The 20,363-nt window shown below is 70.3% G+C and carries 21 protein-coding genes; 13 read left to right on the forward strand and 8 right to left on the reverse strand.

Annotated elements, in window-relative coordinates:
• Window positions 1-37: 37 nt before the first annotated feature.
• Complete coding sequence (locus M3190_RS12800) at window positions 38-1,393, reverse strand: HNH endonuclease signature motif containing protein (protein WP_251582279.1); 1,356 nt, start codon at window positions 1,391-1,393, stop codon at window positions 38-40.
• A gap of 113 nt (window positions 1,394-1,506) precedes the next feature.
• Complete coding sequence (gene ctaD, locus M3190_RS12805; protein ID WP_251582282.1) at window positions 1,507-3,222, reverse strand: aa3-type cytochrome oxidase subunit I; 1,716 nt, start codon at window positions 3,220-3,222, stop codon at window positions 1,507-1,509.
• Window positions 3,223-3,438: 216 nt separating this feature from the next.
• On the opposite strand from ctaD, the gene M3190_RS12810 reads away from it, so the two are divergent.
• From M3190_RS12810 to M3190_RS12825, 4 genes are all read left to right on the forward strand, one after another.
• Entirely contained in the window at window positions 3,439-4,641 is a 1,203-nt protein-coding gene (locus M3190_RS12810) for a glutamate--cysteine ligase (protein WP_251582284.1), read from the forward strand.
• A gap of 123 nt (window positions 4,642-4,764) precedes the next feature.
• Entirely contained in the window at window positions 4,765-5,946 is a 1,182-nt protein-coding gene (locus tag M3190_RS12815; protein ID WP_251582286.1) for an NAD(P)/FAD-dependent oxidoreductase, read from the forward strand.
• Between the two features lie 183 nt (window positions 5,947-6,129).
• Window positions 6,130-7,068: an alpha/beta fold hydrolase gene (locus tag M3190_RS12820; protein ID WP_251582289.1), complete on the forward strand. Its 939-nt coding sequence runs from the start codon at window positions 6,130-6,132 to the stop codon at window positions 7,066-7,068.
• A 33-nt stretch (window positions 7,069-7,101) separates the two neighbouring features.
• Window positions 7,102-7,935, forward strand: coding sequence for a MerR family transcriptional regulator (locus M3190_RS12825; protein WP_251582291.1), 834 nt, complete (start codon window positions 7,102-7,104; stop codon window positions 7,933-7,935).
• Between the two features lie 15 nt (window positions 7,936-7,950).
• Here the strand turns inward: M3190_RS12825 and M3190_RS12830 are convergent, their stop codons facing one another.
• Window positions 7,951-8,994: a GNAT family N-acetyltransferase gene (locus M3190_RS12830; protein ID WP_251582294.1), complete on the reverse strand. Its 1,044-nt coding sequence runs from the start codon at window positions 8,992-8,994 to the stop codon at window positions 7,951-7,953.
• 184 nt (window positions 8,995-9,178) lie between these two features.
• Between M3190_RS12830 and M3190_RS12835 the strand changes: the two genes are divergently transcribed.
• From M3190_RS12835 to M3190_RS12850, 4 genes are all read left to right on the forward strand, one after another.
• A complete protein-coding gene (locus M3190_RS12835; RefSeq protein WP_251582297.1) occupies window positions 9,179-10,267 on the forward strand; it encodes a hypothetical protein in 1,089 nt (362 codons plus the stop codon).
• Window positions 10,268-10,424: 157 nt separating this feature from the next.
• Window positions 10,425-11,978 (forward strand): molybdopterin-dependent oxidoreductase, encoded by a 1,554-nt coding sequence (locus M3190_RS12840; protein ID WP_251582299.1) that lies wholly within the window; start codon window positions 10,425-10,427, stop codon window positions 11,976-11,978.
• A gap of 25 nt (window positions 11,979-12,003) precedes the next feature.
• Complete coding sequence (locus M3190_RS12845) at window positions 12,004-12,492, forward strand: MogA/MoaB family molybdenum cofactor biosynthesis protein (RefSeq protein WP_251582302.1); 489 nt, start codon at window positions 12,004-12,006, stop codon at window positions 12,490-12,492.
• Window positions 12,489-12,914 (forward strand): molybdenum cofactor biosynthesis protein MoaE, encoded by a 426-nt coding sequence (locus tag M3190_RS12850; protein ID WP_251582304.1) that lies wholly within the window; start codon window positions 12,489-12,491, stop codon window positions 12,912-12,914. Before M3190_RS12845 ends, M3190_RS12850 begins: the two co-directional genes overlap by 4 nt.
• 10 nt (window positions 12,915-12,924) lie before the next feature.
• Here M3190_RS12850 and M3190_RS12855 read toward each other — a convergent pair whose 3' ends face one another.
• From M3190_RS12855 to M3190_RS12870, 4 genes are read right to left on the reverse strand one after another with little or no spacing between them, the layout of a single operon-like run.
• On the reverse strand, window positions 12,925-13,158 hold the full coding sequence (locus M3190_RS12855; protein WP_251582308.1) for a MoaD/ThiS family protein: 234 nt from the start codon (window positions 13,156-13,158) through the stop codon (window positions 12,925-12,927).
• On the reverse strand, window positions 13,155-13,655 hold the full coding sequence (gene moaC / locus M3190_RS12860) for a cyclic pyranopterin monophosphate synthase MoaC (RefSeq protein ID WP_251582310.1): 501 nt from the start codon (window positions 13,653-13,655) through the stop codon (window positions 13,155-13,157). Before moaC ends, M3190_RS12855 begins: the two co-directional genes overlap by 4 nt.
• On the reverse strand, window positions 13,652-14,884 hold the full coding sequence (locus M3190_RS12865; protein WP_251582313.1) for a molybdopterin molybdotransferase MoeA: 1,233 nt from the start codon (window positions 14,882-14,884) through the stop codon (window positions 13,652-13,654). The genes moaC and M3190_RS12865 overlap by 4 nt, the downstream gene beginning before the upstream one ends.
• Complete coding sequence (locus M3190_RS12870; protein WP_251582315.1) at window positions 14,881-15,660, reverse strand: HesA/MoeB/ThiF family protein; 780 nt, start codon at window positions 15,658-15,660, stop codon at window positions 14,881-14,883. The genes M3190_RS12865 and M3190_RS12870 overlap by 4 nt, the downstream gene beginning before the upstream one ends.
• A gap of 125 nt (window positions 15,661-15,785) precedes the next feature.
• Here M3190_RS12870 and M3190_RS12875 point away from each other — a divergent pair, with 125 nt between their 5' ends.
• The 4 genes from M3190_RS12875 to M3190_RS12890 are packed head-to-tail and all read left to right on the forward strand — an operon-like array spanning window position 15,786 to window position 18,763.
• Entirely contained in the window at window positions 15,786-16,178 is a 393-nt protein-coding gene (locus M3190_RS12875) for a TOBE domain-containing protein (RefSeq protein WP_251582317.1), read from the forward strand.
• A gap of 1 nt (window position 16,179) precedes the next feature.
• Window positions 16,180-16,926: a molybdate ABC transporter substrate-binding protein gene (gene modA, locus M3190_RS12880; protein WP_251582319.1), complete on the forward strand. Its 747-nt coding sequence runs from the start codon at window positions 16,180-16,182 to the stop codon at window positions 16,924-16,926.
• Window positions 16,923-17,705: a molybdate ABC transporter permease subunit gene (gene modB, locus M3190_RS12885; RefSeq protein ID WP_251582328.1), complete on the forward strand. Its 783-nt coding sequence runs from the start codon at window positions 16,923-16,925 to the stop codon at window positions 17,703-17,705. Before modA ends, modB begins: the two co-directional genes overlap by 4 nt.
• Window positions 17,702-18,763, forward strand: a complete 1,062-nt coding sequence (locus tag M3190_RS12890) for an ABC transporter ATP-binding protein (protein WP_251582330.1) — start codon at window positions 17,702-17,704, stop codon at window positions 18,761-18,763. The genes modB and M3190_RS12890 overlap by 4 nt, the downstream gene beginning before the upstream one ends.
• Here the strand turns inward: M3190_RS12890 and M3190_RS12895 are convergent.
• Entirely contained in the window at window positions 18,750-19,139 is a 390-nt protein-coding gene (locus M3190_RS12895; protein ID WP_251582332.1) for a hypothetical protein, read from the reverse strand. The genes M3190_RS12890 and M3190_RS12895 overlap by 14 nt on opposite strands.
• A 138-nt stretch (window positions 19,140-19,277) precedes the next feature.
• Here M3190_RS12895 and moaA point away from each other — a divergent pair, with 138 nt between their 5' ends.
• On the forward strand, window positions 19,278-20,363 hold the full coding sequence (gene moaA / locus M3190_RS12900; RefSeq protein WP_251582334.1) for a GTP 3',8-cyclase MoaA: 1,086 nt from the start codon (window positions 19,278-19,280) through the stop codon (window positions 20,361-20,363).

The raw sequence follows: 20,363 nt of genomic DNA on the forward strand, positions 1-20,363 counted from the left end.
CGGGAGGGCAGAGCGAGGCGGGGAAGCCAGACTCGCCTCAGAAGGGCGCGGGTCCTGCGGGCGCGGTCGGTGCCGGCGGTGGCGGTGGTGCGGCAGGGCTGAAGGCGACGGCCGGTGTGGGTGCGTCTTCTCTGTAGGTTCTGCCGAGGGGTGAGGTCCATTCGAGGACGCCACCCGTGAGTTGTCGGACTGTCCAGGCGGTGAACTGCTTCATCGAGTGGTGCCGTTGGCACAGGTGCGCGAGATTCGAAAGTTCGGTTCGTCCGCCGAGGGCGTGGTCGTGGGTGTGGTCGATCTCGCAGCGGATCGCGGCGGTGCGGCATCCGGGGAACCGGCAGTGCTGGTCGCGGGCCTGCAGGAACCGTCGCATCCCCGACGGGACTCGGTATGAGTCGGTGGCGATCGTGATCCCGGTGGTGGGGTCGTGGAAGAGGCGCTCCCACATCCCGGTGCCACCGGCAAGGGTGCGGGCGGTCGCCGGGTCGATGGGGGAGCGGCCGGCGAGGTCACAGGGTCCGTCGTCGTCTCCCGTGAGTGTCGCGGCCGGGACGAGGATCTGCACGCGTGCGCGGATCGCGCCCAGCGGTCCCGCGGTGGTGTCACGTGTGTCGTCGAGCGCCGGAGTCCCGGAGAGGACGAGGTCGGCGAACACGTCGGCGCGGACCTGATCCGTCGAACGGGTGTCGGTCGCGATCACGGCGACATCGGCGTTCCCGGCGCGCGCGACAGCGCGTTCGTCGCGCGTGTCGATGATCGCCCGCGCTTGCTGCGTCAGCCGGTCATGGATCCCCTCGGCGATCACCGTCGGCAGGTTCGCGATCAGGTCGCTCATCCCGTCCCGTCCCGGAACCAGTCGCACGCAGCGCCCGGCGGCGGCTTCCTCGTGCCGTTCCGCGAACGAGCGCGGGTGCATCCGGTGCGCGAGGATCTCCAGCTCGCCGCGCACCCGGTTGGGGGTGTCCTGTTCGCACCGGGTGATCGCGACAGCTTCGAACTCCGCCCACATCTCCGCCGGCAGCGCCATCCCGGTCTCGACGATCAGGAACGCGTGCCCGCGCACGATCCGGCCCTGCTCCCACGCCTCGACCGTCGCGGGGAACCCTTCGATCAGCGTCCGCGCTTCGCCGATGCGTCGTTGCACGGTCCGGTCGGTGACACGCATCACCCCACCGACCTCCGCCGCGATCGACCGCAAGGCCATGTCATGCACCTGCACGCGCGCGTTGCGCTGGGCGGTCTGCGCCTCCGCCAACCGCCCTGCCGCGGCCAAGGCGCGCAGCTCGCGGATCTGCACCCGAGCCAACTCGATAGCCAGATCTCCCACGTCCGCGACGATGCCCGCCAACGCGGCGAGATAGTCCTCGCCACCGGGGGTTTCCGTCCTGTCCGTCATACCTGCACTCTGCCACCGACCACCGACATCGACGCCTGGAAAACCGGTCGAGAACACCCGTTATGCCGACCCTCAAGATGAGAATCCGCTCATCCGTTCGGCGAGCCTCCGGCCTATTTCACCTCGCCGTCGCTCACGTCGACGATCGGGGTGTCCGGCGCATCCTTCGCCGGACCGATTCCCACCGGGAGTCCGGCTTCGGGATGGTGCAAGTCGAATGCCGGCCGCTCGCTGCGGATGCGCGGAATGTGCGTGAAGTTGTGCCGCGGCGGCGGGCAACTGGTGGCCCATTCGAGGGAGGCACCGTAACCCCACGGGTCATCGACGGTGATCCTCGGTGCTCTCCGCGCCGTGACCCAGACGTTCAGGAGGAACGGGATCATCGATGCCGCGAGGATCATCGAGCCGACGGTGGACAGCTGGTTCTGCCACGTGAAGGCGTCCTGGCTGGCGTAGTCGGCGTAGCGTCGCGGCATCCCGTCGGCACCCAGCCAGTGGTGGATGAGGAATGTCGTGTGGAAGCCGATGAACAGCAACCAGAAGTGCATGAGACCGAGTCGCTCGTTCAGCATCCTGCCGGTCCATTTCGGCCACCAGAAGTAGAAGCCGGCGAACATCGCGAAGACGACCGTGCCGAACACCACGTAGTGGAAATGGGCGACCACGAAGTACGAGTCGTGCACGTGGAAGTCCAGTGGTGGAGAGGCGAGGATGATGCCGGTCAACCCGCCGAAGACGAAGGTGACCAGGAACCCGAGCGCGAAGGCCATCGGCGTCTCGAACGTGATCGAGCCCCGCCACATCGTGCCGATCCAGTTGAAGATTTTCACGCCCGTCGGAACCGCGATGAGCATCGTCAGCAGCGCGAAGAAGGGCAGCAGGACCGCTCCGGTCGCATACATGTGGTGCGCCCACACCGAGACCGACAGTGCGGCGATGGCGATGGTCGCGTAAACGAGTGTCTTGTAGCCGAAGATCGGCTTGCGACTGAAGACCGGGATCACCTCCGAGATGATCCCGAAGAACGGCAGTGCGATGACGTACACCTCGGGGTGGCCGAAGAACCAGAACAGGTGCTGCCACAGCAGCACGCCGCCGTTCGCCTGGTCGAAGATGTGAGCGCCGAGGATGCGGTCCGCCGCCGCCGCGAAGAGCGCGGCCGCCAGCACCGGGAAGGCCATCAGGATCAGGATGCTGGTGATGAGGCTGTTCCAAGTGAAGATCGGCATCCGCCACATCGTCATGCCCGGTGCGCGCATCGTCATGATCGTCGTGAGGAAGTTCACTGCGCCGAGAATGGTGCCGAATCCGCTCATGCCGAGGCCGAGCATCCACAGGTCGCCGGCGGCACTGGGTGTGAAATCGTCGTTGGCGAGAGGCTGGTAAGCCGTCCACCCGAATCCGGCCGCGCCCTCGGGGGTGAGGTAGCCGCCGACGGCGATGAGGGAACCGAAGAGGAAGAGCCAGAACGAGAACGCGTTCAGCCGAGGGAAGGCGACATCCGGAGCCCCGATCTGCAGGGGGACCAGCGTGTTCGCGAAGCCGGCGAACAGCGGCGTCGCGAACATCAGAAGCATGATCGTGCCGTGCATCGTGAACAGCTGGTTGTACTGCTCCTTGGTCGGCACCACTTGCATCCCCGGCTCGAACAGCTCGGTACGGATGATGAGAGCCAGGACCCCGCCGAACAGGAAGAACATCATCGACGCGATGATGTACATGTAGCCGATCGTCTTGTGATCGGTGGAGGTGATCCACCGCACGACCGTGTTGCCTTTCGGGCTGTCGGGGACCTGCTGGGTCGCCTGTCTGGGTGACGTGGTCGTCATGGTGCTGTGGTCCTCCGCTCGGCGCTCTGCGGGCGCCCACGGAGCGTGGGCCTGCGACCCTGCATCCCACCCGGGGGTTGACATCGGCACACAAACAGGGGCGACGGCTCGCGGTCCCAGCGATGCCTCTCCTTCTGGGGTCCGCTGACTCGGAAAGTCAATCCCCCTGGAGGGAGTCGCTGGTGCCACCGACTCTTGCCGGGACAGGAGGCCATGATGGTCGCAGCAGGAGGCCCACGCACCCCTTCGCAGGTCACGACGACCTCCGGGCCGGGGGCGTCTCAGAAGTCCACCGCGCGGACGCTCGGCGTGGAGGAGGAGTTCCTCGTCGTCGACGGTCGGACGTTGCGACCCGCCCCGCGGGCTGACGACGTGTTGAAGGTGCTCGCGGAGGCTGCTGACGAGGGCGGCTGCCCGGCCCTCGGCTCCATCGCCTTCCACGCGGAGATGAAGCGCGAGCAGATCGAAGTCGTCAGCCCGCCGGTGCGTACGCGCAGCGAACTCGCCGCGGTCATCGGTGAAGGCCGGCGCCGTGTCGATCGGGCTGCGATGTCGGTGGGTGCTCGCGCGGTGCCGCTGGCGACGGCACCGCATGCGTGCGATTCGCAGGTCTCCGACTCGCCGCGCTACACCGAGATGGCAGCGCGGTTCTCGGCCACCGCGCGGGAGCAGCTCACGTGCGGCATGCATGTACACGTCGCGGTGGACTCGCCCGAGGAAGGCGTCGGCGTGCTCGACCGGATCCGGCCGTGGCTGCCGGTCATCCTTGCTCTCAGCGCCAACTCGCCATTCTGGCGGGGAACCGACACGGGGTACGCGAGCTACCGCTACCAGGCGTGGATGCGGTGGCCGACGGCGGGCCCGACCGATCTCTTCGGCTCACTGGACGCGTACCGACGCGAGGTTGCGGCGATGCTCAAGGCCGGCGTGTGCCTCGACGAGGGGATGATCTACTTCGATGCGAGGCTCTCGACCCACGCTCCGACCGTCGAAGTGCGGATCGCCGACGTCTGCCTCCGAGCCGACGATGCCGTGACGCTGCCCCTGCTTGTTCGGGCGCTGGTCGATCGGGCTGCTGCCGACTGGCGAGCCGGGATCGCGCCGCCGGCATGGCCGACGACCATCCTCCGGCTGGCGAGCTGGCGAGCGAGCAAAGACGGCCTCGATGGAGAGCTCATGCACCCCGAGCTGACGGACCTCGTCCCCGCTGACATCGCCGTCCAAGCTCTGTTGGACCACGTCCGCGGGCACTACTTCTCCGTCGTGGAATGCGACCAGGTCGAGGCGGGCGTTGCATCGATCGTCGAGAAGGGGGTCGGGGCCGCGATCCAGCGGGACGCGATGCGCGTCACCGGCACGGCCTCCGCCGCATTGTGGGAGGCGCTCCGCTTCGGTATGGATACGTCGCCGGCGCAATGAGCGGCGCGAGGCCCTTCTGAAGGCGGATCACGACTAACCCGCTCGCCGCGACGACGCAACCCTTCCTTCGATCCCTTCGTGCCCGCCTACCGTGGCTCGCAACGACCTGGAGCGGAGTGAGTGATGAGGACCTACGACTATCTGATCGTCGGCGGCGGAATGGTGGCGGATGCGGCGGCGCGCGGCATCCGGGAACTGGATCCCGACGGCACGATCGGCATCCTCAGTGCGGACATCGACCCGCCGTACACTCGGCCTGCTCTGTCGAAGAAGCTCTGGACCGACCCGGACTTCACGTGGGACCAGGTGCCGCTCGGCACGGAGGAGGCGACCGGCGCCGAATTGCGACTCGAGACGCTCGTCACTGCCATCGACCGTGAGGCGCAGACCGTGTCGATCGGCGACGGGCATGAGCTCGGCTACCGGCGCCTCCTGCTCGCGACGGGCTCGAAGCCGCGCGAGATCCCCGCGCCCGAGGACGACCGGGTGCTCTTCTTCCGGTCGGCGGACGACTACCGCCGGCTGCGGGAGCTTTCCGCGCAGGGAGGTCGCGCGGTCGTCGTCGGCGGCGGCTACATCGGCGCCGAGCTCGCGGCGGCACTCGTGCAGAACGGCCTGGAGACCGAGCTGCTCTTCCCCTCCGAGGTCCTCGGCGACGGCACATTCCCGCCCGAACTGGCGCAGCGGTACGAGCGGCTGTTCCGCGACGGCGGGGTCGAACTGCTCCCGAATTCCCGCGTCGAGGAGGTCCGCACCGAGGGCAACCGCCTGCACGTCGTCCTCGAGGGCGGGGACGAGCGTCCCGCCGACATCGTCGTCCTGGGGCTCGGCGTCGACCCGGTGACAAACCTCGCTGAGCAGGCAGGTCTCGAGGTCGACGAGGGGGTCGTCGTCGACGAACACCTCGTCACGAGCGACGATGCGATCTGGGCGGCCGGCGACATCGCGTCCTACCCCGACCCGATCCTCGGACGCACCCGCGTCGAGCACGTCGACAACGCCAACGAGATGGGCGCCGCCGTCGGTCGGTCGATGGCGGGTGAACGGCTGCCGTACACGCACACGCCGTACTTCTACTCCGCCGTCTTCGGCGTCCGGTGGGAAGCGGTGGGCAGCCTCGATCCCGAGAAGGATCCGCTCGTCGTGGACCTCGACGATGACCGCACGGTCGTCTACTACCGCGACGATTCGGGTGCCCCCGTCGGCGTGCTCCTCTGGAACGTCGAGGACGCCCGCGATCTCGCTCGTGCGGTGCTGGTCGACGGCGAGACGGATGCCGAGGTGCTGCGCACCCGCATCGGCTGAGCGCGCGCGGGTGGCTCTCGTCGCTCCGATCATGATGTGGTCGCCCTCGCGCACGGCCTGTGTGGGGTCAGCCGAGAAGCAGTCAGGTCCATCAATTGCATGGAGCGGATGCCGGCTGTCGTCGATCCGATCGCATCACCGCGACGAATCATCATCGTGAAAGGAATCGGGCGCCGAGAGGTGATGTCGACGACGCGAACGCGGTTGACGACGGATGCCGAGGCTATAGGCCTCCGGACGGTCCGCGTCGCCACGGTGATCGGCGTCGTCTCAGTGCGCGTCGGCGTTCGACGTGGACCGGTCGCCACGGTGTTCCTGCACGGCGCCGCGGGGTCCTGGACGACATGGACGCCTCTCCTGAGGGAAGCCGCGCACATCGGGGCGCCCGTGCCGAACGTCGTCGCGCTCGATCTCCCGGGCTGGGGCGAGAGCGAGCTGCCGCGCGAGGGAATCGACATCGCACGCACGACCACGGCCATCATCGAGGTCGTCCGCCAGCTGGGATATCGCCGCGCGATCGTCGTCGGACATTCCCTGGGTGGTGCCCTGGCCTTGGACGTCGCCGCCCGTGCCCCCGAGCTGACGGACGCGGTGATCCTCGTGTCCCCGTCGGGCGCGGCCGTGTTCGATGCCGTCCGGCGACCGATCCGTGGCGGGCTGCGCCTGCCCTGGTTCGCGGGAATGCTCCTCGCGATGCGGTTCCTCCGCAGCCTGCGGGGCGCGGCGACCGGCTTCCTACGCCGCCTCGAGCGTGCGGAAGCGCTCCGCGCCCTGAGCTCGCCCCTCTTCGCAGCGCCTCGGGAGATCGACCCGACCGTCGTTCGTTCGCTCGCGGAAGAGATCCGTCCCGCGGCGTTCGTCGCCGCCGCGCACGCAGCCGCCGCCTACGACGAGTCGTCGTGGCGCGGCATCCGCTGTCCGGTCAGGGCTGTTCGCGGCGATCGCGATGTCTTCGTGGGCGCCGGCGACGATGCGGCGCTGTCGGCGCTGATCGCGGACTTCAGCGAGACGACCCTGCCGGGCGTCGGGCACTTCGCCGCGATCGAGAGGCCCGCGGCGGTGATCGCGCTTGTGCGTTGCGCCATCGATTCTCCAGTCGACCCCGTGACGCGCGCTGCTTGACCTGGCCCCAGGGGCATGGTCGAGGCTGAGCACGTGACCGAACATGACGAGTGGATGACCGCCGGACGATTCGGCGCGGAGACGCTGCTGACGGCGAAAGCGCTGCGCATCTACGCGGAGCGCGGGCTGCTGCAGCCGCGACGCATCGATGAGAGCACCGGCTACCGCTACTACTCGACCGATCAGGTGCCGACCGGGTGGCTGATCGCTCTGCTCCGCTCAGCCGATCTGTCGCTCGATCGGATCGCGGCGATCATCGCGGCCGCCGAAGCCGATCCCGCCGCTGCGGTCACCCTGCTGGACGACGCGGTCGACGCGATGCATCGCCGCAACGAGTCCAACGCCGTCGTGCTCGCTCGAGCGCGGCTGCATCTCACGAAGGAGAACCCCATGTCCACTGTCGAGACCGCGATCGAAGCCGACCGCCCCGTGCTCAGCGTGATGCGTCGGATGGCGCCGCACGAGATGGACGAGGTCATTCACGCCGAGGTCGGCCGTCTGCGCGACCTCGCCGCGCGCAACGGTTTGCGCCCGACCGGCGACGCGTTCGGCGTGTTCCACGCCCCGGTGACCGACGACTCCGACGGTCCGCTCGAGATCGTCCTTCCGGTCGACGGGCTCATCGACGAAGCAGACGGCGTGCGCAGCTACCGGATGACCGGAGGTCGGGTCGCGCTCCGACACGCGGAAGGGCGCGAGACCTTCTTCCCCGAGATCCTCGCGCTCTACGATGAGGTGCATGCGTGGATCACGGATGCCGGGGCGACCCCGGTCGGCCCGCCGCGGGAGATCTGGCACAACTCACCCCGCGACGACGAGCCCCTGCGACTCACCGTCGCCTGGCCGTTCGCGGGCGGAAGCGCCTGACCCGGGGATCCGCCGTCAGAGCCGCCGGACCATCGCGACGACCCGCTGTGTCGCGACGAATCCGACGCTGTCGTACAGCCGGTTGGCGCCGGTGGGGGAGTCGGTGTCGACGTCGAGTACGGCGCGTTCGAGCCCCTCGGCCTTGATCGCCTCGAGCGCCGCCGCGATGACGAGCGGCGCGAGTCCCTGCTTGCGGTGAGATCGGATCACGCCGATCAGGTCGATGTAGGCGTGGGATGCCCCGAGCGTCGCGAAGTCCTCCTCGTTCACCGAGGCGAGGCAGAACGCGACGATCTGCCCGTCGTCGGTGACGGCCATTCGTGACAGGTCGGGGCGGAAGAACTCGCCTCCGACGAACTGCTGCCAACGCTCCTCGTTCGAGGGGAGGCTTCCCCAGTGATCGCGGAACGCGTCGTTGCGCGCGGCGAGGGCGTCGGCATCCCGAGTCCGGTCGTACGGCACGACCGAGATCCCGTCGGGGGTGTCGAGCGTGTCCACGGGCTGAGCGAGGTTTCGTTCCATCGTCGAGAACCACCGCTCGGCGGTGTACCCCTGGGCCGCGAAGATGGCCGCGTGGTCGGTGTTGGGCTCCTCGACGTAGGCCTTGATCCGCCCCTCCGATCCGCCGTTCTCGAGCGACTGCGCCGATCGTGCGACCTGCTGCACCGCGCGAGCGTCGAGCCAGCGCAGCAGCGCGGTGCCGATGCCGCGCCGCCGCCAATCCGGGTGCACCGCTCCGCTGAGGTCGACCGACAGCATCCCGCCCGCGCGCGAGGGGTGGAGGGCGCTGACACCGGTGGCGACGATCTCGCCCTCGGCGGTGACGGCGACCAGGGTGTCGCGGGCGGGGGCGATGTGGCTGGACTCGAAGGTCTCGGCGACGTCTTGCCGCGGCGTGGTCCAGGTGGGGTGGTCGACCGCGTCGGCCGCGCTGACCACGGCGTGGATCGCATCGATGTCGGCGGAGGTCGCCGAGCGCCAGGTCTCGATCGCCGGATGCGAGGGCAGCTGAGGCTCAGGGGTCTTCTCGAGCCGATCGGCGAGGTGCAGGGGACTCACCGGGCCGACACTACTCGACGCCGTCGTTGGCTCGACCGCGCGCGCCGACGTCGGTACAACGCCGTTGTCCTGGCGCCGTCCGCCCCCTAGTGTCCGGTCATGGGGACAGACACACGTGCCGCGCTCGAGAAGCGCCTGCAACAACTCATCGACGGCGAGATCGCCACGGCGCCGGGGGACTGAAATGGCCGATCGGACATCGGGGGAGTCTCACGCGACCCCCTCACCCCGGGTGGTGGGCACCGTCCTGATCGTCGCGAGTGTTGCGGGCGCGGTGGCGGCCGGTGGCTTCATGCCCACACCGCTGTGGTCGATCCCTTCCCCGCTGGCGCTGACGCTCTGCACGATAGGGATGGGTCTCGGCGTGCTGTGGACGCTGCGCTCTTCGTGGTCGGAGAAGTGGTGGGAGCGGCGATACAGCGACATACCGGCTGGACGGCGCGCACGTCGCGCATTCCGGAACGCCGGAATCCTGATGCTCGCACCGCTGCCGATCGCTGTCGCCGCGCTCACCTGGGTCATCAGCGAAGGTGACGTCGAATGGTCGAGGGTCCTGTATTGGGGCTTCTTGGTGAGTGCCTACGGTGCCAGCGGGGTGCAGCTCATTCGGATGTCGCGCGGCGCCCGCAGCTCTCCGGGAATGCGGGCATCAGAGCGCCCCGACGGACGAGAGGATGCAGGGCCGGGGTGGCATCCGCTCGGAGGTCCGCTCGGCAGCACCATGCTCGGCGCATCCCTTGCTCCGTATGGGTTGTTGGTGCTCGGTGCCACGAGCCAGCTCTACCTCACCTTCGACGACGGATCAGAGGGCGCCGTGGTCGGATTTGCCTTCATCGCGGTTGCCGCGATCGTCGCGTTCATCCTTTTCCGCCGTTTCGACCGACAGGCGGAGGTTGACGTCGACGCCGGGCTCATCCGTCTCGGTTCGACGACTGTGCACTGGAATGAGATCGTGCGCGCCGAGCTCATGGCGCAGCCCTGGTGGACGGGGTCGCCGCGGACCCTGATCCTGGTGCTCGGCGACGCCGCGAAGGCCCGGGGCCGGATCGTCCTCCGTCGGCGCGAAGCCCTCGAGCTCAGCGGTGACGAGACCGACGTGCTCGAGCGCATCATCGAGGCATCCCGCATCGAGCTGCCGCGCGACAAGGACGATCCCCGCGGCAGGTTCTCGCGTCAGCTGTACCCCAACGCGTTGACGAAGGAGCAGGCCGCTGCGCTCGTCGCTGATCCGCCCACCATGGACGAGGACCTCCCCGTCGGCGCACCGACCTGAGCGCACGCGCCAACGCATGCGGCATCCGCCCCATATCCGCAAGAGCAGGTTTTCGACCGCCGCACCCGGCAGAGTGAGACGCATCAGCTCGCCTGCGCGCCGCCTCCTCGGTTCATCCGATCGCGTGTTCGCTCCGAACACCTACAGAAGGGATGACATGAGCACTCACACCAGCGGTAAGCGGTTCACTCTCTGGGCCGCTCTCTCGGGTCTCGTCGCGGGCGCGGTGTTCCTCGCCATCGCCGAACTCGCGGCCCTCTTGTTCTCGAGCACGGCCAGTCCGATCCTCGCCGTGGGTTCGTTCGTCGTCGACATCGTGCCGCGGCCCCTCAAGGAGTTCGCCATCACGACCTTCGGCGAGTACGACAAGATCGCTCTGCTCGCGGGGCTCGGCCTCGCGGTCGCGATCGCGTCGGCCATCGCCGGCATCCTCGAGTACGTGCGACCGCCCGTCGGCGTGATCGCGCTCTTCGTGGCGGGGATCCTGTCGGGCGCGGCGATCGTCACCCGTGCCGACGCCACGCCGCTGGCGTTCCTTCCCCCCACGCTCGGCACGCTCGGGTCCGCCGCGATCTTGTTCCTGCTCGGACGGTGGCTGCGCGGCTGGCGAGACGACGCCCGCACCGATGAGGCACAGGGCCTCGACCGCCGACGCTTCCTTCTGACGACCGCCATCGCCGGGGCATCCGCTGTCGTCGTCGGCGTCACCGCCCGCGCCGTGAGCGCGGCCACCGCGTCGGCCGAGGCCATCCGCCGCGCCGTGAAGCTCCCCGCGCCGAAGACGAAGATCGACATCCCCGCGGGTGCCGAGCTCGACGTGAAGGGCATCAGCCCACTGATCACCCCTAACGCGGACTTCTACCGCGTCGACACGGCGCTCACCGTGCCCACGGTCGACCCCTCGACGTGGCGGCTCGTCATCGACGGCATGGTCGACCAGCGCGTCGAGCTGACCTTCCAGGACCTGCTCGACATGGGCCTCGACGAGTACGCGATCACGCTCACGTGCGTCTCGAACGAGGTCGGCGGCGGGCTCGTCGGCAACGCCATCTGGCAGGGCGTACCACTGCGTGAGGTGCTCAAGATGGCGGGTCCGAAGGCGGACGCCGACATGATCCTCTCCCGCAGCGTCGACGGATACACGGCCAGCACCCCGCTGTCCGCCGGGACCGACGAGAACATCGACGCGATCCTGGCGGTCGCGATGAACGGCGAGCCGCTGCCGCCCGAGCACGGCTTCCCTGTGCGGATGGTCATCCCGGGTCTCTACGGGTACGTCTCTGCCACGAAGTGGGTCACCGAACTGAAGATCACGACCTTCGCCGCGGATGAGGCGTACTGGACCCCGCGCGGATACTCCGCCGAGGCGCCCATCAAGTTCTCGTCCCGTCTCGACACCCCCAAGAGCGGCACGCCCGTCGCGGCCGGAAAGGTGCCCCTCGCCGGCGTCGCGTGGGCGCAGACAGTGGGCATCGAGCGCGTCGAGGTCAGTATCGACGACGGCGACTGGCAGTCGGCGAAGCTGTCGACGCCCATCAACGAGGACACCTGGGTGCAGTGGGTCCTCGAGTGGGATGCCACGCCCGGGCCGCACTACGTGGCGGTGCGCGCGGTCAACAAGGACGGCGACACCCAGATCGAGGATCGTGCACCGATCGCGCCCGACGGATCGACCGGCTGGCAGCGGTCGCTCATCACCGTCTCGTCGTGACCGCGCGGCCGTCTAGGGTGAGCCTGTGACCCCCGTGCGCGCCTTCGTCATCACCGTCTCCGACCGCTCGGCGGCGGGGGAGCGGGAGGACCGCGGCGGCCCCGCTGCCGTCTCGCTCCTCGACGCAGCGGGCATCGCGATCGCAGGCACCGCCGTCGTCCCCGACGGAGCGGATGCCGTGGCTCGGGCCCTCCGCGATGCGCTCGACTCCGGCGCTCGGCTGATCGTCACGACCGGCGGCACCGGTGTCGGACCGCGCGATCAGACCCCCGAGGGCACGCAGCGCGTCGTGACGCGACAGCTCCCCGGTATTGCCGAGGAGCTCCGCCGCGTCGGCCTCGCCGACACCCCCATGTCCGTCCTCTCGAGGGGAATCGCGGGTGTCGTCGACCCGGAGGGAGCGCTGGTCGTCAACCTGCCGGGCTCGACGCGCGCGGTGGTCTCCGGCATCCCGGTGATCGTCGCGGTCGCCCCGCACGTGCTCGACCAGGTGACGGGCGGGGACCACTCGTGAACATCGTCCGGATCGCCCGCCTCGAAGAGACCGCACTCGACCTCGACGCGCACCTGCGCGCCGTCGAGGAACCGAGGTACGGCGCCGTGACGTCGTTCGTCGGACGGGTGCGCGACAACGACCCGGATGCCGCGACCGCCGTCATCGGTCTCGAGTACAGCGCCCATCCCGACGCCGAGGCGACGCTGCATCGCATCGCGGCGGAGGCCGGGAACGCGTCGGCGGCCGTGGCCGTCAGTCATCGCGTCGGCAGTCTCGCCGTCGGCGACGCTGCGGTCGTCATCGCGGTCGCGTCGGAGCACCGCGCCGAGGCGTTCGACGTGTGCCGCGCGATCATCGAGACGATCAAGACCGACCTGCCGGTCTGGAAGCGTCAGCTCGAAGAGGACGGTACGACGGCGTGGAAGGGCATCGGCGGCTGAGGCCGACCCGTCAGCCCCCCGCGAAGGGCGGCAGCACGTCGATGAGACGCGCGTCGGCGAGCGAGGCGTCACCGTCGGTCCGCACGCCGTCGACCAGCACGGCGCAGTCGGGCAGCACGAACCACAGCTTGGGGTGCTCGTCGAGGACGGCCGTGCGGAGCTCGGCGAGGGTCGCCTCCGACCGTTCCTCGCTCTCGGTGCCGGCGGCCTCGGCGGCTGCCGCGAAGTAGCGTACGAGGGTCATGACTGCTCCTCATCGGAGGTGCCGGACTCGCCGGGGCGCACCCAGTCGCCCGAGCGACCGCCCGACTTCGCGACGATGCGGATGTTCTCCATCACGACCGACCGGTCGAGACCCTTGATCATGTCGACGACCGCGAGCGCGGCGACCGAGACGGCGGTGATGGCCTCCATCTCGACACCGGTGCGGTCGGCTGTGCCGACGGTCGCCTCGATCTCGACGCCTTCGTCGGTGATCTCTAACTCGACGGATGCCCGGTGCACACCGATGACGTGCGCCAGCGGCAGCAGCGCGGCAGTCGACTTCGCCGCTTGGATGCCGGCGATCCGGGCTACGGCGAGCACGTCGCCCTTCGGTGCGGTGCCGTCGCGCAGCGCGGCGACGACCTCGGCGCTGCACCAGACGAACCCGCGGGCGGTCGCCGTGCGGACCGTCGGGGTCTTCGCCGTGACGTCGACCATGTGCGCCCGGCCGGCCGAGTCGAGGTGGGGGAAGCTCATCCCACCAGCATGACATCCACATCGTCGCCGGCGGCCACGCTCGCGACCTCGGCGGGGACGATCGCGAACGCGGATGCCCGTGCCAGCCCGCCCGCGAGGTGCGAGCCCGAGCCGCCCGCCGTCGCGGGCCGCACGGTCCGCGCGGCGAGGTCGACGACGGCCGGCAGGTACTGCCGGCGTCCCGGTGGTGTCGTCCACGACTCCGCCGCGGTCAGCGTCAGGCGCGGCCGCTGGGTCTCGGTGCGGCCCTGCAGCGCGAGGAGTGCGGGTCGCACGAACACCTCGAACGACACCGCGACGCTGACCGGGTTGCCGGGAAGGCCGAAGACGAGGCATCCGTCACCCACCGTCCCGAAGGCCTGCGGCTTGCCCGGCTGCATCGACACCTTCGCGAACTCGACCTCGCCGTGGCCGTCGAATGCAGCGCGCACCGGCTCGTACGCTCCCGCGCTGACGCCACCGGTGAAGACGATGACGTCGGCGCCGAGCTCGCGGGCGTCGGCGGTGACCTGCGCGACCGCGTGACCGTCGTCGGCGACCCGCGCGGTCAGGACGAGGTCGGCATCCGCGTCGAGGACGAGCTGCGCGAGGAGCGGCCCGTTGGAGTCGGGGATGAGCCCACGGCGGATGGGCTCGCCCGGCGCGATCAGCTCGCTGCCCGTCGACACCACGGCGACTCGCGGCGCCCGGACCACCGCGACCGCGTCGATGCCGGCGGCGACGGCCGCAGCCACCTGGAACGGACCCATCCGCTCGCCGGCGTCGATCACGACGTCGCCGGCACGCAGGTCCGCGCCACGGCGTCGGACGAACGCGCCGGATGCCGGGGCAGAGAGCACCTGGACGACGTCGAGGGAGTCGGCGAGCCCGCCCGCCGTGTCCTCGAACGGCACGATCGCGTCGGCGTCGGTCGGCGTCGGCGAGCCGGTCATGATGCGGGCTGCCTCGCCCTCCGCGAGGGGAGGGTCGGTCGCCACCCCGGCGGGGAGGTCGGCGACGACGCGCAGCGCGACCGGGTGATCGCCGCTCGCGGACGCGACGTCGGCGGCGCGCACGGCGAACCCGTCCATTGCCGAGTTGTCGAAGAGGGGGATGTCGTGCGCGGCGACGGTCGGCGTCGCCAGCGTCCGACCCGCTGACCCGCGGACGGGGACCGTCTCGCTCGGCAGCGTGCGGACGGCGCCCAGGACACGGGCGAGCTGGTCCTCGACGCTGCGCAGCCCGCTCATGCGCCGGCCGCCGCGGGCGCCGCCGAGCGGAGCGGGAGCTCGTGCTGGCGGCTCGAGAGCGCGTCGAGCACGAGCATGCGGCCGAGCAGCGGCTGGCCGACGCCGATCGCGAGCTTGACGACCTCGGTGGCCAGGATGCCGCCCACCTGGACGCAGAGTGCGCCGAGCACACCGACCTGCGCGCACGTCGGCGGGTCGCCCTCGGTGCCGACGGCGAAGAGGTCGTTCAGCACGACGGGGTCGCCCTCGGTCGGGCGCGACCAGAAGACGGTGACCTGCGCGTGCCATTCGCGCACAGCGCCCCAGACGAGCGGCAGGCCGAGCGCCTCGGTGGCCGCCGCGACGGCACGACGGGTCGCGAACGAGTCGCTCGTGTCGATGACGACGTCGGCGCGCGCGAAGAACTCCTGCGCGTTGCTCTCGTCGAGGCGCGCGGTGACCGGGGTGACGACGGTGACGGGGGAGAGGGCGGCGACCGCGCGCACGGCGCTCTCGGTCTTGTGCACGCCGATGTCCTCGATGCGGTGGGCGATCTGGCGTTGCAGGTTGTGCAGCTCGACGGTGTCGTCGTCGATGACGATGAGCTCGCCGACTCCCGCGGCGGCGAGGGCGAGGATCGCGGGCGAGCCGATGCCTCCCGCACCGACGATGGCCACGCGAGTGTTCGCGAGACGTCGCTGCCCCTCGTCGCCGATGCCCTTCAGCACCGTGTGCCGCGCCGTCCGCCTGCGCTCGTCGGGATCCAACTCGGGTATGGGATCGACCAAGGGGTCCATGTCTTGAGTTTACGGGCGCGAGGGGATGCCGGGGCGCTGCCGCGCGATCGGCTCCCCTGCGCGATTCAGGTCGCAGATGCGGATACAACACGCTCTGAGAGCCGCTCGTGCGGCATGATCGAACCATGACGACGTACCGTGTCTCCCGAGCCGCTCGACTGCTGGGCGTGAGCGACGATTCCGTGCGCCGATGGATCGACCAGGGACTGCTGCCGGTGACGGATGCCGTGCCCGCCGAGATCCCCGGCGAGGCCCTCGCCGCCTTCGCCGTGAACATGGCGAACGACCCCGCCGACGGGTACGAGCACCGGTCGAGCGCGCGCAACAGCTTCATCGGGATCGTGACGCGGGTGCAGGTCGACGGGGTGATGGCGCAGGTCGACATCCAGTCCGGTCCGCACCGGGTCGTCTCGCTGCTGTCGGCCGAGGCGGTGCGTGAGCTGCAGCTCGAGGTCGGCACGCTGGCTCGTGCGTCGGTGAAGGCCACGAACGTCGTCGTCGAGCTGGCGGGGGAGTGACGTGCGCCGTTCCGCCGTCGCGCTCGTCGCGCTCGTGCTCGCACTGACCGGGTGCGCGGCGCCCGCTCCGGCACCTCCGAGCGACGAGGTGTCCGGTTCGCTGACCGTGTACGCCGCGGCGTCCCTGCAGGCGTCGTTCGACGAGATGTCCGCGGCGTTCACGGCGCAGCATCCGGGTACGCAGATCAGTCCCGTCTACGACGGCTCGTCGACTCTTGCGACGCAGATCACGGAGGGCGCCCCGGCCGATGTGTTCGCGTCGGCGGACGAGGCGACGATGGCGAGCGTGGCGGAGTTCGCGTCAGACCCGGCGGTGTTCGCGACGAACACCCTCGTGATCGTCGTCCCGGCGGGCAACCCCGAGAACGTCACGTCGCTCAGGGATCTGTCGGATGTGGTGACGGTGCTGTGCGCACCCGAGGTGCCGTGCGGCGCGGCATCCGCTCGGCTGCTCGACGGCGCGGGCGTGACGGTCGACGCGGCGAGTCTCGAGCAGAACGTGACTGCCGTGCTGACCAAGGTGGCCGCGGGCGAGGCCGATGCGGGCCTCGTGTACGCGACGGATGTGGTCGGTCGCGACGACGTCGAGGCGATCGTCCCCGAGGGGAGCGCCGAGGTCGTGAATCGCTACGAGATCGCCGCGCTGACGGATGCCGCGAATCCGAAGACGGCCGAGGCGTTCGTCGACTTCGTGTTGTCGGATGCCGGGCAGCAGATCCTCGCGGACCGCGGATTCGGCGCGCCGTGAGCGACGCGCGCGGGTACGTCCCTCGAACCCTGTCGCTGCCCGCCGCGGTCGGGCTGGCGTTCCTGATCCTGCCGCTGGTCGCGCTGATCGCCCGCGTGCAGTGGTCGACGTTCGTCGCCGACGTGACCTCGCCTTCGGCGCTGGCGGCGCTCGGGCTCTCGCTGGGCACGGGCGCGGCGGCCACCGCGATCTGCGTCGTGATCGGGGTGCCCCTGGCCCTGCTCATCGCCCGCTCGGGGCCGCGTCTGGCGGCGACGCTGCGGGCGGCGGTGACGATTCCGCTGGTGCTGCCGCCGATGGTCGGGGGCATCGCACTGCTGTACCTGTTCGGGCGGCAGGGATGGCTCGGTGGGTGGGGGCTGTCGTTCACGACGCCCGCGGTGGTGGTCGCGCAGACGTTCGTCGCCCTGCCGTTCCTCGTCCTCGCCGTCGAGGGTGCGGTGAGGTCGACGGGCGTTGATTTCGAGCGGACGGCGGCGGCGCTCGGGGCCGGCCGGTGGACGATCCTGCGGCGCATCACTCTGCCGCTCGCGGCGCCGGGGATCGTCGCCGGTGTCGTGCTGTGCTTCGCGCGGGCGATCGGCGAGTTCGGCGCGACCGCCCTGTTCGCCGGCAACCGGCCCGGGGTGACGCAGACGATGCCGCTGGCGATCTACACGGCGTTCAACGGCGCCGGTGTGACGCAGGGCACCGCCGTCGCACTCGCCTTGCTGCTGCTCGCCGCGGCGGTGCTCGTGCTCATGCTCGTGCGCGGGTGGCGGCCGGGGGCGGTGCGATGAGCGGCCTCCAGGCGCGGGTCGTCGTGGACCGGCCGCGGTTCCGGGTGGATGTCACCCTCGACGCCGCCGCGGGGGAGACGATCGCGGTGATGGGACCCAGCGGCGCCGGCAAGTCGACGGTGCTCGAGGCGCTCGCCGGTCTGCTGCCGCTCGACGACGGCGAGATCTCCGTCGCCGCTCGTATCGTCGAGCGGGCGGCCGCACCGCGGGTGCGGACGGCGCCGATGCACCGGGGGGTCGTGCTGCTCGGTCAGGACCCCCGCCTGTTCCCGCATCTGAGCGCGCGCGAGAACGTGGCGTTCGGTCCGCGCGCCGCCGGGACGCCCGTCGCGCAGGCGCGTGCCGAGGCCGACGCCTGGCTCGAGCGAGTGGGGCTGGCCGGTACGGGAGCGCGCATGCCGCGCGAGCTGTCGGGAGGCGAGCAGCAGCGCGTCGCGATCGCGCGAGCGCTGTCGGCGTCGCCGCGGGTGGTGCTGCTCGACGAGCCGCTCGTCGCGCTCGATCCCGTCACGGCGTCCGCGATCCGAGGGATGCTGCGCGAGCAGCTCGCCGGGACGACGACGGTCGCCGTCACGCACGACGCCGGCGACGCGGTCGCCCTCGCAGAGAGGCTGTTCGTGATCGAGGAGGGAGGCGTGGTGCAGAGGGGCGCGGTGCGCGAGGTGCTGGGAGCACCGGCATCCGCCTTCGTCGCCTCGGTTGCCGACATGAATCGGATGCCGGGGGTCTCGGCCCGTGGTGGGTGGCGAGGTTCGGCGGGTCAGGTGCTGACGAGCGCGGATGCCGCGTCGACGGCGCTCGCCGCCGGTGAGGGAGTGGCGCTCGCCGCCGTGTTCCGGCCGGGTGATGTGCGGATCGCGGACGGTGAGGGGCTGAACGCGTGGGCGGCGACGGTGGTCGGGGTGGAGCCGACGCTCGCGGGCACGCGGATCCGGACAACGGCGGGCGTGGTCGACGTGCCGGAGACGGCGGTCTCGGTCGGTGACGCGGTGTGGCTGCAGGTCGACCGGGCGCGGGTGCGGTTCGTCGGCATGACGCGCGCGGCTACTTCCGACTGACCCAGACGTTGTCCGAGATCATTTCTCGGTCCTCGCCGCTTCGGTAGCTGAGGTCGGCGTCGACGCTCACGGTGTCGCTGATCCGGATGGACACGTAGTCGGGCTCGCACTCGGTGGCCTGCCAGACGTCGTCCAGGGTGAGCGAGAGGCAGAGCGCGTCGCCGTCATCCGCTGCACGCGCCAGGTAGACGTCGTAGGCGTCGGCCTTGCCGACGTATCGCAGCGTCGCGACGTCGACGGAACCGTCGGCTCCGGCGACGACCGAGTCGGGTCGGTCTGCGGCCGTCTGCTCGCGAGCGAACTCCGCCGGTGTGCAGGCGGTCAGGAGCAGTGCGGTCGCGGCGAGGGCAGGCAGGGCGGCGCGGCGGAGGCTCATGTGCCGAAAACTAGCGTGCGATCTGGCATCGAACCGGCGATTGGGGCCGATTTCCCAGCCCAGGGCGGCTCTGTTCGCCCCGGTCGCGCATGCCGCCGATTAGGCTCGGAAAATGGAATGCCACGGGGGGACAGAGCGGTGACGGCCGTTCCGATCTCGCTGGGTCGCGCGGCGCCGCAGATCCCGTCGGGCGCCCTCCCGGATCCCGCTGTCGGCCTCGTCGACACGCACGGTCGCGTGCACCGCGATCTGCGGATCTCGCTGACCGATCGATGCTCGCTGCGCTGCACCTACTGCATGCCCGAGCAGGGGAACGAGTGGCTGGCGCGCACGAGCATCCTGACGACGGACGAGATCGTCGAGATCGCGGAGGTGGCGGCGGGCCTCGGTATCCGCACGTTCCGGCTCACCGGCGGCGAGCCCCTGCTGCGGACCGACATCGTCGATGTGGTGCGTCGCGTGGCTGCGATTTCGGGGCCCGAGGGTCCGGTCGAGGTGGCGATGACGACGAACGGGATCCGGCTGGCCGAGGTGCTGCCGGACCTGATCGACGCGGGCCTGACGCGGCTCAACATCAGCATCGACACGATCGACCGCGAGCGGTTCGCCGCGTTGACGCGACGTGACCGGCTCGATGACGTGCTCGAGGGGATCGCGGCGGCCGCGGCATCCGATCTGAAGCCGTTGAAGCTCAACGCCGTCGCGATGCGGGGCGTGAACGACGACCAGCTCGTCGATCTTGTGGCGTTCGCGATGGAGGTGGGCGCGCAGCTGCGGTTCATCGAGCAGATGCCGCTGGATTCGGGGCATACGTGGGATCGAAGCGCGATGGTGACGCGCGAGGAGATCCTGGCGGCGCTGTCGGAGCGCTGGTTGCTCGAGCCGGTGCCGGGCCGCGGCGGAGCTCCCGCTGAGAAGTGGCGGATCGATGGCGGCCCGCACGAGGTCGGCGTGATCGCGTCGGTGACGGCGCCGTTCTGCGGTGCGTGCGACCGGCTGCGCCTGACCGCCGACGGTCAGTTCCGCAACTGCCTGTTCTCGCTGACGGAGTACGACGTGACGAGCGCGGTGCGGGGGATGCCGGCGGATGCCGCGGACGCCGATCGACGGCGCGTGATCGCCGAGGTGCTGCACGCGTGCGTGCTGGGCAAGCTGCCCGGGCACGCGATCAACGACCCGTCGTTCCTGCAGCCGGCGCGGGGGATGAACGCGATCGGGGGCTGA

Origin of the sequence: Microbacterium oleivorans (genome assembly GCF_023715745.1) — a bacterium.
Lineage (GTDB): Bacteria > Actinomycetota > Actinomycetes > Actinomycetales > Microbacteriaceae > Microbacterium > Microbacterium oleivorans_D.